Source organism: Streptomyces sp. NPDC007189, from assembly GCF_040703635.1.
GTDB lineage: Bacteria > Actinomycetota > Actinomycetes > Streptomycetales > Streptomycetaceae > Streptomyces.
In genome coordinates this window covers 271,617-291,305 of record NZ_JBEYEY010000010.1, presented here as the reverse complement: position 1 = coordinate 291,305, position 19,689 = coordinate 271,617, and the positions used below count along the sequence as shown (strand labels likewise).

General features: G+C 75.5%; 3 protein-coding genes. 1 reads left to right on the top strand and 2 read right to left on the bottom strand.

The window, feature by feature from the left end:
* Positions 1–421: 421 nt before the first annotated feature.
* Positions 422–3,199, top strand: a complete 2,778-nt coding sequence (locus AB0950_RS22160) for an AAA family ATPase (RefSeq protein ID WP_366779277.1) — start codon at positions 422–424, stop codon at positions 3,197–3,199.
* A 50-nt stretch (positions 3,200–3,249) separates the two neighbouring features.
* Here the strand turns inward: AB0950_RS22160 and AB0950_RS22155 are convergent, their stop codons facing one another.
* The gene (locus AB0950_RS22155) at positions 3,250–4,236 is read right to left on the bottom strand and encodes a Gfo/Idh/MocA family oxidoreductase (RefSeq protein WP_360161689.1); all 987 of its coding nucleotides are present in this window, start codon (positions 4,234–4,236) and stop codon (positions 3,250–3,252) included.
* A 226-nt stretch (positions 4,237–4,462) separates the two neighbouring features.
* A complete protein-coding gene (locus AB0950_RS22150; RefSeq protein WP_366779266.1) occupies positions 4,463–19,570 on the bottom strand; it encodes a type I polyketide synthase in 15,108 nt (5,035 codons plus the stop codon).
* Between the last annotated feature and the right edge of the window lie 119 nt (positions 19,571–19,689).

The following is a 19,689-nucleotide window of genomic DNA, read 5'->3' as shown; positions in this document are numbered from 1 at the left end:
CCGGAGCCGCAGAACGCCCACGACGCCGCCGTACGACCGTCCCGGCCGGCGCCCCCGCGGCCGTACCCCCGGAATCCGTCGCACCGTCACGCGCCCCTCCGGACGAACGACCCGCAGCCGGACCCGCAGGGCCCACCGCAGCGCAAGATCGCCCCTGGCCGTCCCCGGCAGTGTGGACCGCGGCGCACGCCGGGCGCATCCGTCAACTGACTGCACCCTGCGAGCTGCGGTCACCCAGTCACCGCTGGCTGCCACCCGCCCGGCGCCGGTTCCGGCAAGGCACCGGCCCGGATCCCTCACCGACCTTCGAGGGGATTCCTTAGAGCCCGTGTGACACACACGAAGGCGCGGTCGCCACGGGCTTAGCGTCCTTCGGTGTCGGACGCCGCGCAGCGAGACCAGGGAGGCGCTCTTGACCACTGTGACGCTGTCGGGCGGCGCCCTCGTGGGCCGTGCCTCCGAGACCGCCCGGATACGACCATTCGTCAGGAACCCTGGTGAGGGCGGCCACGTCCTGATCGTCGCCGGCAGTCCCGGCATCGGCAAGAGCGCCCTCGTCGACAGCGAGGTCGGCGAGCTGCGCGAGGCCGGGGTGCGGGTGCTGCGGGCCGAGGGCAGCGAGACGGAACGCGAGTTGGCGTTCGCCGGGCTGCACCAGCTGCTGCGGCCGGTGCTGGCGCAGGCGCCGGTCCTGCCGCAGCGGCAGAGCGACGCGCTGCTCGGCGCGTTCGGCATGTCGGACACACCGGCCGAGCCCGACCAGCTGATCCTGCGCATCGCCGTGCTGGGCCTCCTCGCGCACGTGGCCCGGTCGCGGCCGGTGCTGATCGTGGTGGACGACGCCCAGTGGCTGGACCAGGACACCGTGGACGTGCTGGCGTTCGTCGCGCGACGTCTGGAGGGTGAGCGGATCGCCCTGCTGGGGCTGGTCCGCGCCGACGCCCCGCTGCCCGCGTTCGCGCGGAGCTGCCCGGTGCTGGACCTGGGTCCCCTGGACGCGGATGCCGCCGGCCGGCTCCTGGACGCGCAACCGCGCCGCCCCAGCGGCCCGTTGCGGGCACGGATCCTTCAGGAGGCGGAGGGCAATCCGCTCGCGCTGATCGAGTTCGCCCGCTCGGAGCCCGGCCAGGCGCCGTGGCCGGTGGAGCCCCTGCCGCTCGCGGACCGGCTGGAGCAGCGCTTCGCCGCCCGGCTGGCCGACCTGCCCGGTGCCACGCGGCAGGCGCTGCTGCTGGCGGCGACGGACCCGGGGGCCGTGTCCGGTGTGGCGCCTCAGGTGTGGCGGCCGGCCGAGCAGGCGGGACTGATCGAGGTCCGCGACACCGCCGTACGGTTCTGCCATCCGCTGATCCGGTCCGCCGTCTACCACGCGGCGCCGCCCACCCAACGCCGGGCCGCGCACCGGCGGTGTGCCGCCGCGTTGCGCGAGGCGCCGGACCGGCGGGTCTGGCATCTGGCGGCCGCGGGCACCGGGCCGGACGAGTCCGTGGCGCGGGAGATGGAGCGCACGGCGCGGCGGACGGGACGGCGGGGCGGTCTCGTCTCGGCGGCGCTGGCGCTCCAGCGGGCCGCCGAACTCACCCCGGACCGCCGCGAGCGCGCCCGCCGGCTCGTCCTGGCGGCGCGGCTGGCCGCGCCGACCGGGCAGACGGCCTGGGTGGAGGAGCTGACCGACCGGGTGCGGACGCTCTGCGACGACCCGGTGCTGCTCGCCCACGCCGCCCTCTGCCGGGGCCAGGCCCTCGCCCTGACCCCGCGCCGTGCCGCCGCCTACCCGCTGCTGACCCGCACCGCGCGCGACCTCGCCCCCCACGACCCCGGCGACGCCCTGCAGGCGCTCGCGGCCGCCGCCCTGATCTGCTACTACGGCGGCGACGCCGGGCAGCGTGACGAGCTGCGCCGTGACTTCTTCCGGCTCGCCGCCGCGATCGGCCCGCGCCCGGAGCCGGACCTGGCGTCCCTGTGGATCCGCACCGGCACCGACCCGTCCGCGGACCGTGCCGCACTGCTCGCCGGTGTCCGCCGGCTGGCGGCCCTCGACACGGCCGGTCCGGAACTGACGGCGGCCACGGCGACCCTGGCGTGGCTGCTCGACGAGAACGCCCTCGCCGTCGGTCTGTTCGACACGGTGGGCGGGTCCCCGGCAGCCCCGTCGCCGCTGCCCGACGGGCTGCGCTGCGTGGAGGGGTGGGCCTGTCTGGAGTACGGCCGGTGGGCGCACGCCCGGGCCGTCGCGGCGGCCGCGGCACGCGCGGCGGCGCAGAGCGATCCGCCCTACACGGCGGCGGCCCCGCCCGCCCTGGACGCCGCGGTGCTGGCGCTGCGCGGGGAGACGGGTCCGGCGCGCGCCGCGGCGCGGCAGGCGCTGGACCTCGTCGCCGCGCGGGAGAACCGCTTCGTGACGGTGCGGGCCCGCTGGGCGCTGGGCCTGGCGGCGTGGGCGGACGGCGACCACGAGGGCGCCTACGACCAGTTCCGCGCGATGTTCACGGCCGACGGCGACGAGGTCCACTACCACGTCTCCCGGTACGGCCTGGGTGACCTCGCCGCGGCCGCCGTGCGGATCGGGCGGCCGGAGAGCGCCCGCAGGATCGTGGACCGGCTCGCGGAGCGCACGGCGGGCTCCTCGCCGCGGCAGCGGGCGCAACTCGCCCGCGCCAGGGCGTTGCTGGCGGACGGCGAGGAGGCCGGGCACCACTTCCGGGCGGCGCTCGGCGAACCCGGCGCGCAGGAACGGCCGTTCAGCCATGCGCAGGTGCAACTCGAGTACGGCGAATGGCTGCGCCGCCGGCTGCGCTCGGGCCGGGCCCGGCCCCTCCTGGCCGCCGCGCTGGAGACGTTCGTACGGCTCGGCGCCGAGCCGTGGGCCGGCCGCGCCCGGGCGGAACTGCGGGCCGCCGGGATCCGCCAGAGTCCCGGCGGCCGGGACCGGCTGCCCGCGCTCACCCCGCAGCAGAAGCAGATCGTGAGCCTGGCCGCGCGCGGGCTGACCAACCGGGAGATCGGCGAGCGGCTGCAGCTGTCCCCGCGCACGGTCGGCTCCCATCTGTACCGGAGTTTCCCGAAGCTGGGCGTCACCGCGCGTTCCCAGCTGCGGGACGTCATCGACGGCCGCCGTACGCCGCCGGGGCTGTTCGCCCTCGTGGACGCGGGCGCCGGGGAGGACAGCGGCGACGGGCCGCAGCAGCACCCGGCCTGACGCCCGCCGCCCGGCCGACTCCTGCACGGCCGGCTTTCAGGAGCGCTCCTTCAGCGGGTCGGCCCCTTTCCCGCCGCCGCGCGCACCGCATCCACCAGTTCGGCCTGCCGCAGGATGTCCTGACCGGGTCCCTTGAAGTCGCCGCCGTCCAGCACCGTGCGGGCGAACCGGGCGACCAGTGAGGCGAACTGGTGGCCGACGGAAAGGGTGCGCTCCTCCACGTGGTCCTGGCGGACCAGCCGCAGCACCGGGCGCAGGGTGGGCGGTGCGGTGAACGCGCGGTCGAGGGTGATGCTGCCCTCGCTGCCCCACAGGGTGCAGGCGCAGCGGTACGACCGGTCGAAGCCGAACGTGAGCTGCCCGGTGCGCCCGGCCGGGTCGGCGACGAGCGCCGCGCCGGCCACGTCGACGCCGGTGGCGGGATCGTCCCGCAGCACCGCGCCGTGGACCGTGACCTCCGGTCCCAGGTACAGGGTGGCCGCGCGCAGTGTGTACACACCGGCGTCGAGCAGCGCGCCGCCGCCGAGCGCCGGGTCGTGGCGGATGTCACCGTCGGGCAGCGGGGGGAAGGCGAACTCGGCGGTGAGATGGCGGGGTTCGCCGATCGCACCGGTGTCCACGAGGGCCCGTACGGCGTCGTGCTGGCCGTGGTGGAGGAACGCGAAGTTCTCCATCAGCAGCAGCCCGGCGTCGTGGGCGGCGGAGACCAGCTCCACCGCCTGGGCGCGGTCGGTGACGCACGGCTTCTCGGCGAGGACGTGCTTGCCCGCCACGAGCGCCCGCGCCACCCACTCGGCGTGCAGCGCGGGCGGCAGGGGCACGTAGACGGCGTCGATGTCGTCGCGGGCGAGCAGCGCGGCGTAGCCGGTGACCGCCTCGCAGCCGAACCGCCGGGCGACGGCCTCGGCCTTGTCGCGGCTGCGGCTGGCGACGGCCACCAGCCGCACCGACGGCTCGGCGACCAGCGCGGGCAGGGTGGTGCGCTGGGCGATGGCGGCGCAGCCGACCACTCCGACGTTCAGCACTCGTTCCGACACGGTCTCGCTCTCTTCCTGGTGGGGTGGATGATGCCCGACGACCGCTCCCCGCAGCCCTGTCGGCCCGGGGACACAGCGACGGCGCGGGGGCCGCCGGACCGCCAGGACCGACCAGGCCGTCGCTCGGGCGGCCCCGCCGCCCCGACCGAGGTGCCGTTCCGGCGACCGGGCGGACGCGCCGGACCGACGCTCGCCGGTCCGGCACGTCCGGTGATCCGAGGGCCCGTCACGCCGAGCCGAACTGCTTGTCGATGAAGTCGAACAGGTCGTCGTCGCTGGCCGACTCCAGTTGCTCCTCGACCGCCACGACCGGCTCCGTCGCCGGGTCGTCACCGGCCGCGCCGGCCGTGCTGCCGCCCGCGCCGACGGCCGCGGCCGGCCCGTCCAGGCGGGTCAGCAGGCCGCGCAGCCGGCCGGCCAGCGTGGCGCGGACCGACTCGTCGCCGGCGATCTCCTCCAGCACGCCCTCCAGGCGGTCGAGTTCGGCGAGGACCGGCTCGACGGAGGCGGCGGCTCCCGGCGCGGTCTCGTCGCGCAGGTGCCGGGCGAGACCGAGGGGCGTCGGATAGTCGAACAGCAGTGTGGCCGGCAGGCGCAGCCCGGTGGCGGTGGTGAGCCGGTTGCGCAGTTCGACGGCGGTCAGTGAGTCGAAGCCCATCTCCAGAAAGCCCCGATCGGCGTCCACGGCGTCGGAGTCCGCGTAGCCGAGCACCGCCGCCGCGTGGTCGCGGACGAGGTCCACGAGGAGGGTGAGCCGGGCCTCGGCGTCGAGTCCGGCGAGCCGCTGCCGAAGAAGCTCCGCGGAACCGGCGCCCTCCGCCGCGGGGGCGGTACCGGTGCGGCGGCCGGGGGCGGGCCGGACGAGGGACCGCAGCAGGGCCGGTACCTCTCCGTCGGGGGTGCGCAGCCCGGCCGTGTCGAAGCGGGCCGGGACCAGCACCGCGCGGTCGGCGGTGACGGCCGCGTCGAACAGCTCCAGGGCCTGCTCGGACGGCATCGGTACGACACCGCCGCGCGCCATGCGCCGCAGGTCGGCCCCGTCCAGCTTGCCGGTCATCGCCGATCGCTCCTCCCACAGGCCCCACGCCAGGGACTGGGCGGGCAGGCCCTGGGCGCGCCGCTGGTGGGCGAAGGCGTCCAGGAAGGCGTTGGCCGCCGCGTAGTTGCCCTGTCCCGCGCCGCCGAAGACACCGGCGAGCGAGGAGTACAGCACGAAGGCGCGCAGCCCGGTGTCCCGGGTCAGCTCGTGCAGGTGCAGGGCGGTGTCGACCTTCGCGGCGAGCACGGTGTCGAGGTGTTCCTGGGTGAGGGAGCCGATGACGCCGTCGGCGAGGACGCCGGCGGTGTGGACGACGGCGGTCAGCGGACGCTCGGCCGGGATCGTGGCGAGCAGCGCGGCCAGCGCGTCCCGGTCGGAGGCGTCGCAGGCGACCAGGTCGGCGCGGGCGCCGAGCCCGGTCAGCTCCGCGACGAGTTCCCGGGCGCCCGGCGCGTCGGGGCCGCGGCGGCCGACGAGCAGCAGGTTGCGGGCGCCGTGCCGGGTGACCAGGTGCCGGGCGACGAGGCCGCCGAGCGCGCCGGTGGCGCCGGTGACCAGGACGGTGCCGTCCGGGTCGAGCAGCGTGCCCGCGCCGTCCCCGGCGCCGCCGGCCAGGGGCGTCGTACGGACGAGCCTCGGGACCCGCAACTCGCCCTTGCGCACGGCGACCTGCGGTTCGTCTAGGCCGAGCGCGGCGGGCAGCGCCGGGTGGGACTCCTGGGCGCCGTCCCAGTCCAGCAGCACGAACCGGCCCGGGTTCTCGGACTGCGCGGTGCGCACCAGGCCCCAGACGGCGGCGGCCACCGGGTCGGGCGCCCGGTCGCCGTCGTGCACGGTCATGGCGTGCCGGGTGACCAGCACCAGCCGGGTCGCGTTGAAGGTGTCGTCGGCGAGCCAGTCCTGCAGCAGCCGCAGCACGTGCCCGGTGGCGCGGCGCACCGCGTCGGCCGTCGCTGCCGTACCGGCGTCGCCGGACAGCGGGTCGGTGCCGTCGCCGAGGACCGGGACGGCGGCCAGCACGGTCGCGGGGGCCGCGGTGCCGCCGCCGGCGATGGCGCGGGCGAGGGCGGCCGGGTCCGGGTGGTGCGTGGCGGCGAGCCCGGCGGCCGTCAGCGCGGCTTCCACACCGGGGTCGGTCTCCACGCCCAGCACCGCGCAGGCGCCGGCGACGCGGGCCGGGGCGGCGGCCGGGGTCACCCAGTCCACCTCGTGCAGATGGCGGGCGGCGGCGCGCCGGTCCCCCAGCCGGCCGGCGTCGGGCAGCGGGCGCAGCGTCAGTCCGGCCACCGTGGCGACGGGCCGGCCGTCGGCCGTGGTGACGCGCAGGGTCACCGCGTCGGGCCCGGTCGGGGTGAGCCGTACCCGCAGCGCCCCGGCGCCGGGGGTGTGCAGGCGCACGCCGGTCCAGCTGAACGGCATGACGGCGGCGGAGGCCGCCGGGGTGAGGCCGACGGTCTGCACGGCGGCGTCGAGCAGCGCCGGGTGCAGCCCGTAGCGGGCGGCGTCGGCGGCGATGCCGGCGGGCGGTTCGACCTCGGCGTAGACGTCGTCGCCGAGCCGCCACGCGGCGGTCAGGCCCTGGAACGCCGGGCCGTAGGCGAAGCCGCCCTCGGCGAAGCGGTCGTACAGGCCGTCCACGGCGACGGGTTCGGCGCCCTGCGGCGGCCAGGCCGCGAGCGGCGCGGCGTCGTCCGGTGCGCCGGCCGGGGTGAGCCGGCCGACGGCGTGCCGGGTCCAGGGTTCGTCGTCGGTGGCGTCGTCCGGCCGGGCGTGGACGCTGACCTGGCGCGTCCCGTCCTCGCCGGGTGCGCCGACGGTGACCTGGACGTGCACGGCGCCCTGGTCGGGCAGGACGAGCGGCGCCTCCAGGGTGAGTTCGTCGACGGTGGGGCAGCCGACCCGGTCGGCGGCGAGCAGCGCCAGCTCCAGGAAGGCGGTGCCGGGCAGGACGGCCGTGCCGGACACGGCGTGGTCGGCGAGCCAGGGGTGGCTGCTCAGCGACAGCCGCCCGGTGAGCAGGTAGCCGTCGCCGCCGGCGAGCGCGGTGCCGGCCGCGAGCAGCGGATGGTCCCCGGCGGCGAGGCCGGCCGCCGCGAGGTCGGGCGTCACCGGCTCGGCGTCGAGCCAGTAGCGGGACCGCTGGAAGGCGTACGTCGGCAGGTCGGCCCGGCGGACCGGGCGGCCGGCGAAGTACCGGGCCCAGTCGGGGCCGGCGCCGTGGACGTGCAGGGTGGCCAGGGCGGTGGTGAGGGCGGTGTCCTCGGGCCGGTCGCGGCGCAGCAGCGGCGTGACGACGGCGGCGTCCGGGTCGGTGAGGCAGTCGCGGGTCATGGCGCTGAGCACCCCGTCGGGACCCAGTTCGACGTACGTGGTGACGCCCTGGCGTTCCAGGGTGGCGAGGGCGTCGGCGAAGCGGACCGTGCCGCGCACGTGGCGTACCCAGTAGTCGGCGCCCTCCAGCTCGCCGGGTGCGGCGCTCTCGCCGGTCAGGTCGCAGACGACGGGCACCGCGGGGGCGGCGTAGGTCAGGTCGCGGGCGACGGCGGCGAAGGGCGCCTGCACGGGTTCCATGCGCGGCGAGTGGAAGGCGTGGGACACCGTCAGGCGCGTGGTGCGCAGTCCGGCCTCCCGCCAGGCCTCGGCGAGTTCCTCGACGGCCTCCTCGTCGCCGGAGACCACCACGGACGCCGGTCCGTTCACGGCGGCGACGGCCACCCGGTCCTCGTAGGTGCGCAGCGCCTCGGCGACCTCGGCCTCGCTCGCCTGCACGGACAGCATGGCGCCGCCGGCGGGGAGTTCCTCCATCAGCCGGCCGCGGGCGGCGACCAGACGGCAGGCGTCGACCAGGTCGAGGACCCCGGCGACGTGGGCGGCGGCCAGCTCACCGATGGAGTGGCCGACGACGATGTCGGGGCGCAGCCCCCAGTGCTCCAGCAGCCGGAACTGGGCCACTTCCAGGGCGAACAGCCCGGCCTGGGTGTAGGCGGTGCGGTCCAGCAGGGCGGCGTCCGGGCTGCCGGCGGGGGCGAACAGCACGTCCTTCAGGGGGCGCTGCAGCTCCCGGTCGAGTTCGGCGCAGACGGCGTCGAGGGCGTCGGCGAACACCGGGTACGCGGCGTACAGGTCGCGGCCCATGCCGGGACGCTGGCTGCCCTGGCCGCTGAAGAGGAACGCGGTGCGTCCGCCGCGGCGCCGTACGCCGCGCAGCACACCGGGGGCCTCGCGGCCGTCGGCCAACGCCCGAAGCGCGCCGAGGAGTTCGTCCCGGCCGCGGCCCACGAGGGCCGCCCGGTGGTCGAACGCGGCCCGGCCGGTGGCCAGCGTGTGGGCGATGTCGAGGTCGCTCGCCGTGTCCTGCCGCTCGGGATCCTCCAGGTGGGCCAGCAGCCGGGCGGCCTGGGCGTGCAGCGCGTCGGCGCTGCGCCCGGACAGCACCCAGGGGACCACCTCGCCGGAGGCGGCGGGGACGGCCGCCCCCTCCGGCGAGATGGCGTTCGCGGCGCCGGCGCCCGGGAGAGCGGCGCTGCCGGTGGCCGCCGGGGTCTCGGCGGGCGGCTCCTCCAGGATGACGTGGGCGTTGGTGCCGCTGATGCCGAACGCCGACACACCGGCGCGGCGCGGCCGTTCGGCGTCGCCAGGCCACTCCACGGGCTCGGTCAGCAGCGCCACCGCACCCTCGGTCCAGTCGATCCGCGTGGACCGCCGGTCGGCGTGCAGGGTGCGCGGCAGCAGCCCGTGCCGCATCGCGAGGACCATCTTGATGACGCCGCCGACACCGGCGGCGGCCTGGGTGTGGCCGAGGTTGGACTTGAGGGCGCCGATGCGCAGCGGCCGGTCCGCGGGCCGGTCCTTGCCGTACGTCGCCATCAGGGCCTGCGCCTCGATGGGGTCGCCGAGCCGGGTGCCGGTGCCGTGCGCCTCCACGGCGTCCACGTCGGCCGGGGACAGCCCGGCGGTGGCCAGCGCCTGCCGGATGACGCGCTGCTGCGCGGGGCCGCTCGGTGCGGTGAGGCCGTTGCTCGCGCCGTCCTGGTTGACGGCGGAGCCGGCGAGCACCGCCAGCACCGGGCGGCCGTTGCGGCGGGCGTCGGACAGCCGCTCCAGGAGCACCATGCCGACGCCCTCGGCCCAGCCGGCGCCGTCGGCGTCGTCGGAGAACGCCTTGCAGCGGCCGTCCTCGGACAGCGCCCGCTGCCGGCTGAACTCGATGAAGGTGTCCAGCGAGGAGATCACGGTGACACCGCCGGCCAGCGCCATGGTGCACTCACCGCCGCGCAGCGCCTGCGCGGCCATGTGCAGCGCGACCAGCGACGAGGAGCAGGCGGTGTCGACGGTGACGGCCGGGCCCTCCAGTCCGAACGTGTAGGAGATGCGCCCGGAGGCCACGCTGCCGGCGCTGCCGGTGGCGAGGTAACCCTCGAAGTCCTTGGGGGCGTGCTGCACCCGGGAGCCGTAGTCGTGGTAGTTGGAGCCGACGAACACGCCGGTGCGGCTGCCGCGCAGCGCGCCCGGGTCGATCCCGGCCCGCTCGAACGCCTCCCACGACGTCTCCAGCAGCAGCCGCTGCTGCGGGTCGACGGCCAGCGCCTCACGCGGGCTCATCCCGAAGAACTCCGGGTCGAAGTGGTGCGCGTCGTACAGGAATCCGCCGCCGCGGGCGTAGAAGGTGCCCGGCCGGTCGGGGTCGGGGTCGTAGGCGCCCTTCAGGTCCCAGCCTCGGTCCTCCGGGAAGGCGGACACGGCGTCGCCGCCGCGCACCAGCAGCCGCCACAGGTCCTCGGGGCTGCTCGCCCCGCCCGGGTAGCGGCAGCTCATCGCGACGATGACGACGGGGTCGTCGCCGGTCGCGGCCACGGCGGGCACGGCGCTGCGCTCCGGCTCCGCGCCGTCGGGGGCGGCGCCGAACAGGTCCTGGTGCAGCCGCTCGGCGAGCGCGGTCGCCGTCGGGTGGTCGAAGACGAGAGTGACAGGCAGCCGCAGCCCGGTGGTCTCGGCGATGGTGTTGCGCAGCGCGACCGCGGTCAGCGAGTCGAAGCCGAGGTCGCGGAAGGCCCGCTCCTCGTCGATCTCCTCCGGCCCGGCGTAGCCGAGCGCCCCGGCCGCCAACGTCCGGACCAGCGTAAGCAGTTCACGGCGCTGTTCCTCGTACGGCAGCCCGGCGAGCCGTGCCGTGACCGCGTTGCCGTCAGCGCCGGCCGCCGCGGTGGTCTGCCGTGCCGCCTCGGCCTCGCGCACCTCGGGCAGGTCGGCGAGGACCCGGGCGGGCCGGTCGGCGTGGGCGTACGCGTAGGTCTCCCACCGGACGTCGGCCACCGCCAGCACCGGTTCGGCACCGAGGACGGCCTGTTCGAGGGCGGTCAGCGCCGACTCCGGGTCCATGGCGGGCATGCCGGAGCGGGCCAGCCGCTGCCCCGTCTCGCCGGCGGCCAGACCGCCGCCGCCCCACGCGCCCCACGCGATCGACGTCGCGGGCAGCCCGTCGGCGTGCCGGCGGCGGGCGAGCGCGTCGAGGAAGGCGTTGGCGGCGGCGTAGCTGCCCTGGCCGGGCCCGCCGAGCGTACCGGCGAGCGACGAGAACAGCACGAACGCCGACAGGTCCAGGTCACGGGTGAGTTCGTGCAGGTGCCACGCGGCGGCGGTCTTCGGCCGCAGCACGGTCTCGGCGCGCTCGGGGGTCAGTCCGTCCAGCACGCCGTCGTCCAGGACACCGGCCGCGTGGACGACCGCGGTGAGCGGCCGGTCCTGCGGTACGGCGGCCAGCAGTGCGGCCAGCTGCTCCCGGTCGGCGACGTCGCACGCCGCCACGGTGACCCGGGCGCCGAGCTGCGTCAGCTCCGCCTCCAGGTCGGCCGCACCGGGCGCGTCCGGCCCCCGGCGCCCCACGAGCAGCAGGTGTCCGGCGCCGTTGCGGGCGAGCCGGCGCGCCACCTGGGCGCCGACACCTCCGGTGCCGCCGGTGATGAGCACCGTCCCCTGCGGCGCCCACGGGGCGGGCGTGGCGTCGGGCCGCCCGGCCCGCACCAGCCGCCGTACGAAGAGCCCGGTGCCGCGCACGGCCAACTGGTCCTCGTCCGGCGTCCCCGCCAGCGCGGCGACCAGCCGGGTCCCGGCCCGCTCGTCGAGTTCCCGCGGCAGATCGACCAGCCCGCCGAACCGCCGCGGGTACTCCAGCGCCGCGATCCGCCCGAGCCCCCAGACCTGGGCCTGCACCGGCGCGGTGAGCCGGTCGGCGCGGCCCGTGGACACGGCGCCCCGCGTGCCGATCCACAGCGGCGCCGCGACACCGGCGTCCCCGAGCGCCTGCAGCAGCGCGGTGGTGCGCGCGAGCCCACCGGGCACGGCACTGCCGGTGGCGTACGGCGACTCGTCCAGCGCCAGCAGCGACAGGACCCCCGCCGGCGCGGCCGACCGGTCGTCGGCGCTCAGCACGCCGGTGAGGAGCGCGGTGAGCCCCGCCCGGTCAGTGCCCGCGGCCACGCTCAGGGTCGTGACACGGGCGCCGTGGCGGGTGAGGGCGTCACTGACGGCGACGACGAACTCTGCGAGGGCGGCTTCGCCCTCGGGCACCACGAGCAGCCACTCACCGTCCAGCGTGACCGGCCGGGACTCCGGCCCCACCGGCTTCCACACCACCTTGTACCGCCAACCGTCCACCGCCGACCGGGCCACTTCGCCCCGGCGCCAGTTCGACAGGGCGGGCAGCACCTCGGCCAACGGCTCGCTGTCCGGCAAGTGCAGCGCTTCGGCGAGCGATTCGAGGTCCTCGCGCTCGACGGCCTCCCAGAAACGGGCGTCCACGTCCGTGCCCTCGGCGGCGGCGACGGTGGCGGGTGCGGTCTTCTCCAGCCAGTAACGGCGGTGCTGGAAGGCGTACGTCGGCAGAGCGACCGTACGACCACCCTGACCAGCGAGGACACGCGTCCAGTCGACCGGGATGCCGCGCACCCAGGCCTCGGCGAGGGACGTCAGGAAGCGGGGGGTGCCACCTTCGTTGCGGCGCAGGGTCCCCACGACGACGGCATCGGGGGCGGCCTCCTGCACCGGCATGCCCAGCACGGGGTGGGAGCTGACTTCGACGAACGCCGAGTAGCCCTGGTCGATCAGCCCCTGAACCGCGTCGGCGAACCGGACCCTGTGGCGCAGGTTGCGGTACCAGTAGCCGCCGTCCAGCTGGGCCGTGTCGATGACGGCCGCTTCGGTGGTCGAGAAGAACGGCACCTCACCGGACCGGGGAGCAACCGGGGCGAGGACCCTGGCCAGTTCGTCCTCGATGGCCTCCACATGCCAGGTGTGCGAGGCGTAGTCCACCGGGATACGACGGGCCCGAATGTCCACGCCCTCGCAGTGAGCCATCAGCTCATCCAAAGCGTCCGCATCACCCGCGACGACCACGGAGGACGGCCCATTGACGGCCGCGACATCGATACGGCCCTGCCAACCGGTGAGCAGTTCCTCGACCTGCTCCAGAGGCAGCGGCACGGACACCATGCCCCCACGGCCGGCGATCGCACGAATCGCCCTCGACCGCAGCGCCACCACCCGCGCCCCATCCTCCAACGACAGACCACCCGCCACCACGGCAGCGGCGATCTCCCCCTGCGAATGCCCCACCACCACCGACGGCTGAACACCACACGCACGCCACACCGCCGCCAGCGACACCATCACCGCCCACGACACCGGCTGCACCACATCGACATCAGCCAACTCGCCGCCGCCACGCACGACCTCGCTCAACGACCAGCCGACATACGGCGCCAGAGCCCGCTCACACGCCTCCATCGACTCCGCGAACACCGGCGAGACATCCCACAACTCCCGCCCCATACCAGCCCACTGCGCCCCCTGACCCGGGAACACGAACACCACACGATCAGCACCCGCGGTGACGGCACTCCGTACGGTGCCGGTGACACTCACCGCACCCGCCGCCAACTCACCCAGCAGGGAACCCGCTTGACCCACGCCGGAGCCGAGCACCACGGCACGGTTCTCGAAAGCGGTCCGCGTCGCCGCCAGCGACCACGCCACATCCACGGACCGTACGGTCTCGTCGACCGACTCCGCGAAGGCGGCCAGTCGACCCGCCTGCCCGGCCAGACCCTCCTGACCACGACCCGACACCACCCACGGCACCACATCACCGGCCGAAAAGACGGGGCCCGGCTCCTCACGCTCCACCGGTTCCGGAAGACCCGGCGCCTCCTCCAGCACCACATGCGCGTTCGTCCCGCTGACGCCGAACGACGAGACACCCGCCCGGCGCGGACGCCCCTCGACGCGCGGCCACGCCACAGGTTCGGTCAGCAGCGACACCGCGCCGGCCGACCAGTCGACGTGTGGGGTGGGCTGGTCGACGTGGAGGGTTCGCGGCAGCACCCCGTGCTGCATCGCGAGGACCATCTTCATCACGCCCGCCACACCGGAGGCGGCCTGGGTGTGGCCGATGTTGGACTTCACCGAGCCGAGCCACAGCGGGTGTTCGGGGTCGCGGCCCTGGCCGTAGGTGGCGAGGAGCGCCTGCGCCTCGATCGGGTCGCCGAGAGTCGTGCCGGTGCCGTGTGCCTCGACCGCGTCGACGTCGGCCGGGGACAGGCCGGCCTTCGTGAGGGCGGCGCGGATGACCTGCTGCTGGGCGGGGCCGCTGGGGGCGCTGAGCCCGTTGCTGGCGCCGTCCTGGTTGAGCGCGGTGGAGCGGATGACGGCCAGCACCGGGTGCCCGTTGCGGCGGGCGTCGGACAGCCGCTCCAGGAGGACCATGCCGGCGCCCTCGGCGAGGCCCATGCCGTCGGCCGCCTCGGCGAAGGCCTTGGAACGGCCGTCGCGGGCGACACCGCGGGTGCGGGCGAAACCGATGAACCCGATGGGCTCGACCATGACGGCGACACCGCCCGCGAGGGCCATGGAGCACTCGCCCGAGCGCAGCGCCTGGACGGCCATGTGCAGGGCGACCAGGGAGGAGGAGCAGGCGGTGTCGATGGTGACCGCGCTTGCCGCGAGGCCGAGGGTGTAGGCGATGCGTCCGGACAGCACGCTGGTGGCGCTGCCGGTGACGATGTGGCCCTCGACGCCCTCGGGCAGGTTGTCCAGCCCGCCGAAGCCCTGGTTGGCGGCGCCGACGTAAACGCCGACGGGGGTGCCGCGCAGGCTCTCGGGGAGCAGTCCGGCGCGTTCGACGGCCTCCCAGGAGGTCTCCAGCAGCAGCCGCTGCTGGGGGTCCATGGCGATCGCCTCGCGCGGGGAGATGCCGAAGAACGCGGGGTCGAAGTCGCCGGCGTCGTAGACGAAGCCGCCCTCGCGGGCGTAGCAGGTGCCCTCGCGGTCGGGGTCGGGGTCGTAGAGGGCGTCGAGGTCCCAGGCGCGGTCGTCGGGGAAGACGTCGATGACGTCGCGGCCCTCCGCGAGGATCCGCCACAGTTCCTCGGGGCTGTTGGCGCCGCCCGGGTAGCGGCAGCTCATCGAGACGATGGCGATGGGGTCGTCGTCGGCGGGCGCCGCGACACCGGCCGGGGCGGGGGCGGCAGCGGGGACGGGCAGGGCGTCGGAGGAGCCGACGAGTTCCTCGCGGATGTGCCGGGCGAGCGCGGTGACCGTGGGCCGGTCGAAGATGACGGTGACGGGCAGCCGCAGTCCGGTGGCGGCGTTGAGCCGGTTGCGCAGTTCGACCGAGGTGAGGGAGTCGAAGCCCAGTTCACGGAAGGCGCGGCCGGTCTCGACGCTGTTCGGGCTGCTGTGCCCGAGCACGCCCGCGACCTGGCCGCGGACCAGGTCGAGTACGGCCTGTTCCTGGTCGTCGGCGGACAGGCCGCGCAGCCGGGCGAGGAGTCCGGCGCTCTGCATGTCCGGGACGTCCTGCCGCAGGCGGTCCTCCTCGGCGCGCAGCAGGTCGGCGACCTCGGGCACCTCGGTGAGCAGCGGGCGCCGGCGGGCGGCGGTGAAGACGGGGACGAAGCGCTCCCAGTCGATGTCCGCGACGGCGATGAAGCACTCGTCGCGGTCGAGGACCTGCTGCATGGCGGCGACGGCGAGCTTGGGGTCCATGAACGGGATACCGCGCCAGCGCAGTTGCTCCTGGACGACGTCGAGGCCCATGCCGCCGCCCTCGTCGCTCCAGATGCCCCAGGCGATGGAGGTGCCGGCCAGGCCGCGGGCCCGGCGCTGCTCGGCCACCGCGTCGGCGTACGCGTTCGCCGCGGCGTAGGCGCCGTGGTCGCCGCTGCCCCACACACCGGCGACGGAGGAGAAGACCACGAAGGCGTCGAGGCGGTCGTCGTCGAAGAGCGCGTCGAGGTTGGCGACGCCGGAGAGCTTGGCCTCCGCGCCGTCGGCGAACTCCTGCAGGGTCGTGGTGGCCAGCGGGATGAGGATGCCGACGCCGGCGGTGTGCACGACGGTTCGGATCGGCGGCCCGTCGGCCTCCACGCGCTGCACGAGCGCGGCCAGGGCGTCCCGGTCGGCGATGTCGCAGGAGGCGATGGTGACGCGGGCGCCCAACTCACGCAGCTCCGCCTCGAGTTCGGCGGCGCCGGGTGCCTCGGGGCCGCGGCGGCTGACGAGCACCAGGTGTTCGGTGCCGTTGCGGGCGAGCCAGCGGGCGGTGTGTCCGCCGAGGCCGCCGGTGCCGCCGGTGATCAGCGCGGTGCCGCGCGAGGTCCAGGTGCGGTCGCCGCCGGGCATGGCGCCGGCGGGCGTGCGGACCAGGCGGCGGATGAGGACGCCGGTCCGGCGGACGGCGAGCTGGTCCTCGGCCTTGGCGTCGGCCTCCGCCTCAGGGGTGGCGAGGATCGTGCAGAGCCGGGCGGCCGTACGCTCGTCGGGCGTCTCGGGGAGGTCGACGAGCCCGCCCCAGAACTCGGGGTGTTCCAGCGCGGCGACGCGGCCCATGCCCCAGGTGCCGTTCTGCACGGGGTTGCGCAGCGGGTCGGCGTCCCCGGTGGTCACGGCCCCGCTGGTGGCGAGCCACACCGGGGAACGCAGCCCGGTGTCGGCGCACGCCTGGATCAGCGCGAGCCCCGCGACCAGTCCGGCGGCGAGTCCCGGCTGCTCGGGGTGCGGGCGTTCGTCGAGCGCGAGGAAGGAGAGGACGCCGGCGAACGCGTCGGCGCCGCTGTGCCGGGCCGTCTCGGTCATCAGGGCGGCCAGCCGCTCCCGGTCCGTGTCGGTGGCGTCGACGAAGAGGGGCGCGGTCTGGGCGCCGTGCTCGGCGAGCCCGTCCAGGCAGACCCGGACGAGGTCGGATCCGGCCTGGCCGGCGGGCACGACCACGAGCCAGGTGCCGGTGAGCGTCCCGGCGGGGCGGTCGGCGGTCGGGCGCCAGGCGATGCGGTAGCGCCAGGAGTCGATGGTCGCGGAGGCGCGCCGCCCGCGCCGCCAGGCGGACAGCACGGGCAGCGCCTGCGCCAGCGCCTCCTGCCCGTCCTCCCCGGCCACGTCGAGCGCACCGGTCAGCGCCTGCAGGTCCTCCCCCTCGACGGCCGCCCAGAACTCGGCGTCCGCCGGATCCTCGGCCGCACCGCCCACCGTGACGCCCTGCGGCGCCGCGGGCTCGAACCAGTAGGGACGGTGCTGGAAGGCGTACGTCGGCAGAGCGACCGTACGACCACCCTGACCAGCGAGGACACGCGTCCAGTCCACCGGCACACCGCGCACCCAGGCCTCGGCGAGGGACGTCAGGAAGCGGGGGGTGCCACCTTCGTTGCGGCGCAGGGTCCCCACGACGACGGCGTCCGGGGCGGCCTCCTGCACCGGCATGCCCAGCACGGGGTGGGAGCTGACCTCGACGAACGCCGAGTAGCCCTGGTCGATCAGCCCCTGAACCGCGTCGGCAAAACGCACCCTGTGGCGCAGGTTGCGGTACCAGTAGCCGCCGTCCAGCTGGGCCGTGTCGATGACGGCCGCTTCGGTGGTCGAGAAGAACGGCACCTCACCGGACCGGGGAGCAACCGGGGCGAGGACCCTGGCCAGTTCGTCCTCGATGGCCTCCACATGCCAGGTGTGCGAGGCGTAGTCCACCGGGATACGACGGGCCCGAACGTCCACGCCCTCACAGTGAGCCACCAGCTCATCCAAAGCGTCCGCATCACCCGCGACGACCACGGAGGACGGCCCATTGACGGCCGCGACATCGATACGCCCCTGCCAACCGGTGAGCAGTTCCTCGACCTGCTCCAGAGGCAGCGGCACGGACACCATGCCCCCACGGCCGGCAATCGCACGAATCGCCCTCGACCGCAGCGCCACCACCCGCGCCCCATCATCCAACGACAGACCACCCGCCACCACGGCAGCGGCGATCTCCCCCTGCGAATGCCCCACCACCACCGACGGCTGAACACCACACGCACGCCACACCGCCGCCAGCGACACCATCACCGCCCACGACACCGGCTGCACCACATCAACATCAGCCAACTCGCCGCCGCCACTCACGACCTCGCTCAACGACCAGCCGACATACGGAGCCAGAGCCCGCTCACACGCCTCCATCGACTCCGCGAACACCGGCGAGACATCCCACAACTCCCGCCCCATACCAGCCCACTGCGCCCCCTGACCCGGGAACACGAAGGCGACGCCGTCGGGTACGGCGTCGAAGGTGCCGGTGATCGCACCGGGTGCCGTGCCCTGGGATGCCAAGGTGCCGAGGACGGCGGCGAGTTCGGGGCGGTCGGTGCCGAGGACGACGGCCCGGTGCTCCAAAGCGGCACGGGTGGCGGCCAGGGACCAGGCCACGTCCACGGGTCGTACGGTCTCGTCGGCCGACTCCGCGAAGGCGGCCAGTCGGCCCGCCTGCCCGGCCAGACCCTCCGGTCCGCGCCCGGACACCAGCCACGGCACCGTGCTGCCCGCGGCGAACACCGCCGGTGTCGCGGCCCTGTCGTCGGGCCCGGTCTCCTCGGTGGCCTCGGAGTCGGGTTCCGGGGCCTGCTCCAGGACGACGTGGGCGTTGGTGCCGCTGCCGCCGAAGGAGGAGACGCCCGCGCGGCGCGGTCGGCCGGTGTCGGGCCAGGGCTGGTTGTCGGTGAGGAGTTCGACGGCGCCGGAGGACCAGTCGACGTGCGGGGTCGGCTCGTCCAGGTGCAGCAGCTTCGGCAGGACGCCGTGGCGCATGGCCAGGACCATCTTGATGACGCCGGCGACGCCGGAACTGGCCTGGAGATGCCCGATGTTGGCCTTGAGGGAGCCCATGCGCAGGGGCTCTTCGCGGTCCTGGCCGTAGGTGGCGATCACCGCCTGGGCCTCGATCGGGTCGCCGAGGGTGGTGCCGGTGCCGTGGGCCTCCAGGGCGTCGACCAGGTCGGGGGTGAGCCGGGCGTTGGCCAGCGCGGCCCGGATCACCCGCTCCTGCGAGGGGCCGTTGGGCGCGGTGAGACCGTTGCTCGCACCGTCCTGGTTGACCGCCGAGCCCCGGATCACCGCCAGCACCGGATGACCGTTGCGGCGGGCGTCCGACAGCCGCTCCAGCAGCAGCACGCCGACACCCTCACCCCAGCCCGTACCGTCCGCACCCGCCGCGAACGGCTTGCACCGGCCGTCCGGCGCCAGCCCCCGCTGCCGGCTGAACTCCACGAAGTTGCGCGGGCCGGCCATGACCGTGGCGCCGGCGGCGAGGGCGAGGCGGCACTCGTCCTGGCGCAGGGCCTGTACGGCGAGGTGCAGGGCGACCAGCGACGAGGAGCACATGGTGTCGACGGTGACGGCGGGCCCCTCGAAGCCGAGGGTGTAGGCGATGCGCCCGGAGAGCACGGCGCCGGAACCGCCGGTCAGCATGTGGCCCTCGACCCGGTCACGGGCGTGCGCGGCGGCGGCGCCGTACCCCTGGTCGCTGCTGCCGACGAAGACGCCGGCCTTCTCGCCGCGCAGCGTCCCGGGGTCGATGCCGGCCCGCTCGAGGGCCTCCCAGGAGGTCTCCAGCAGCAGGCGCTGCTGCGGGTCCATGACGGTGGCCTCGCGCGGCGAGATGCCGAAGAAGGCGGGGTCGAAGTCGGCGGCGTCGTACAGGAAGGACCCGGAGCGGGTGTAGCTGGTGCCCTGGTGCTCGGGGTCGGGGTGGTACAGGTTCTCCAGGTCCCAGCCGCGGTCGGCGGGCAGCTCCGAGACGGTGTCGACGCCCGCGACGAGCAGGTCCCAGAAGTCCTCGGGGGTGTGGGCGTTCCCGGGGAAGCGGCAGCTCATCGAGACGATGGCGATGGGCTCCTGCTGGCGGGCCTCGACTTCCTGGAGGCGCCGGCGGGTCTGCCGCAGGTCGGTAGTGACCAGCTTGAGGTAGTCGCGGAGCTTGTCCTCGTTAGCCATGAACGTCATCAGTCCCTAGAGCAGGCCCGAAGGCTTGGAGTCACCCGTACGGCGTTGGCAACGGGCAGGTCGGTGGGAATCGGGCGGAAGGAATCGTGCGGGCGGGGCGAGTCGTGGGC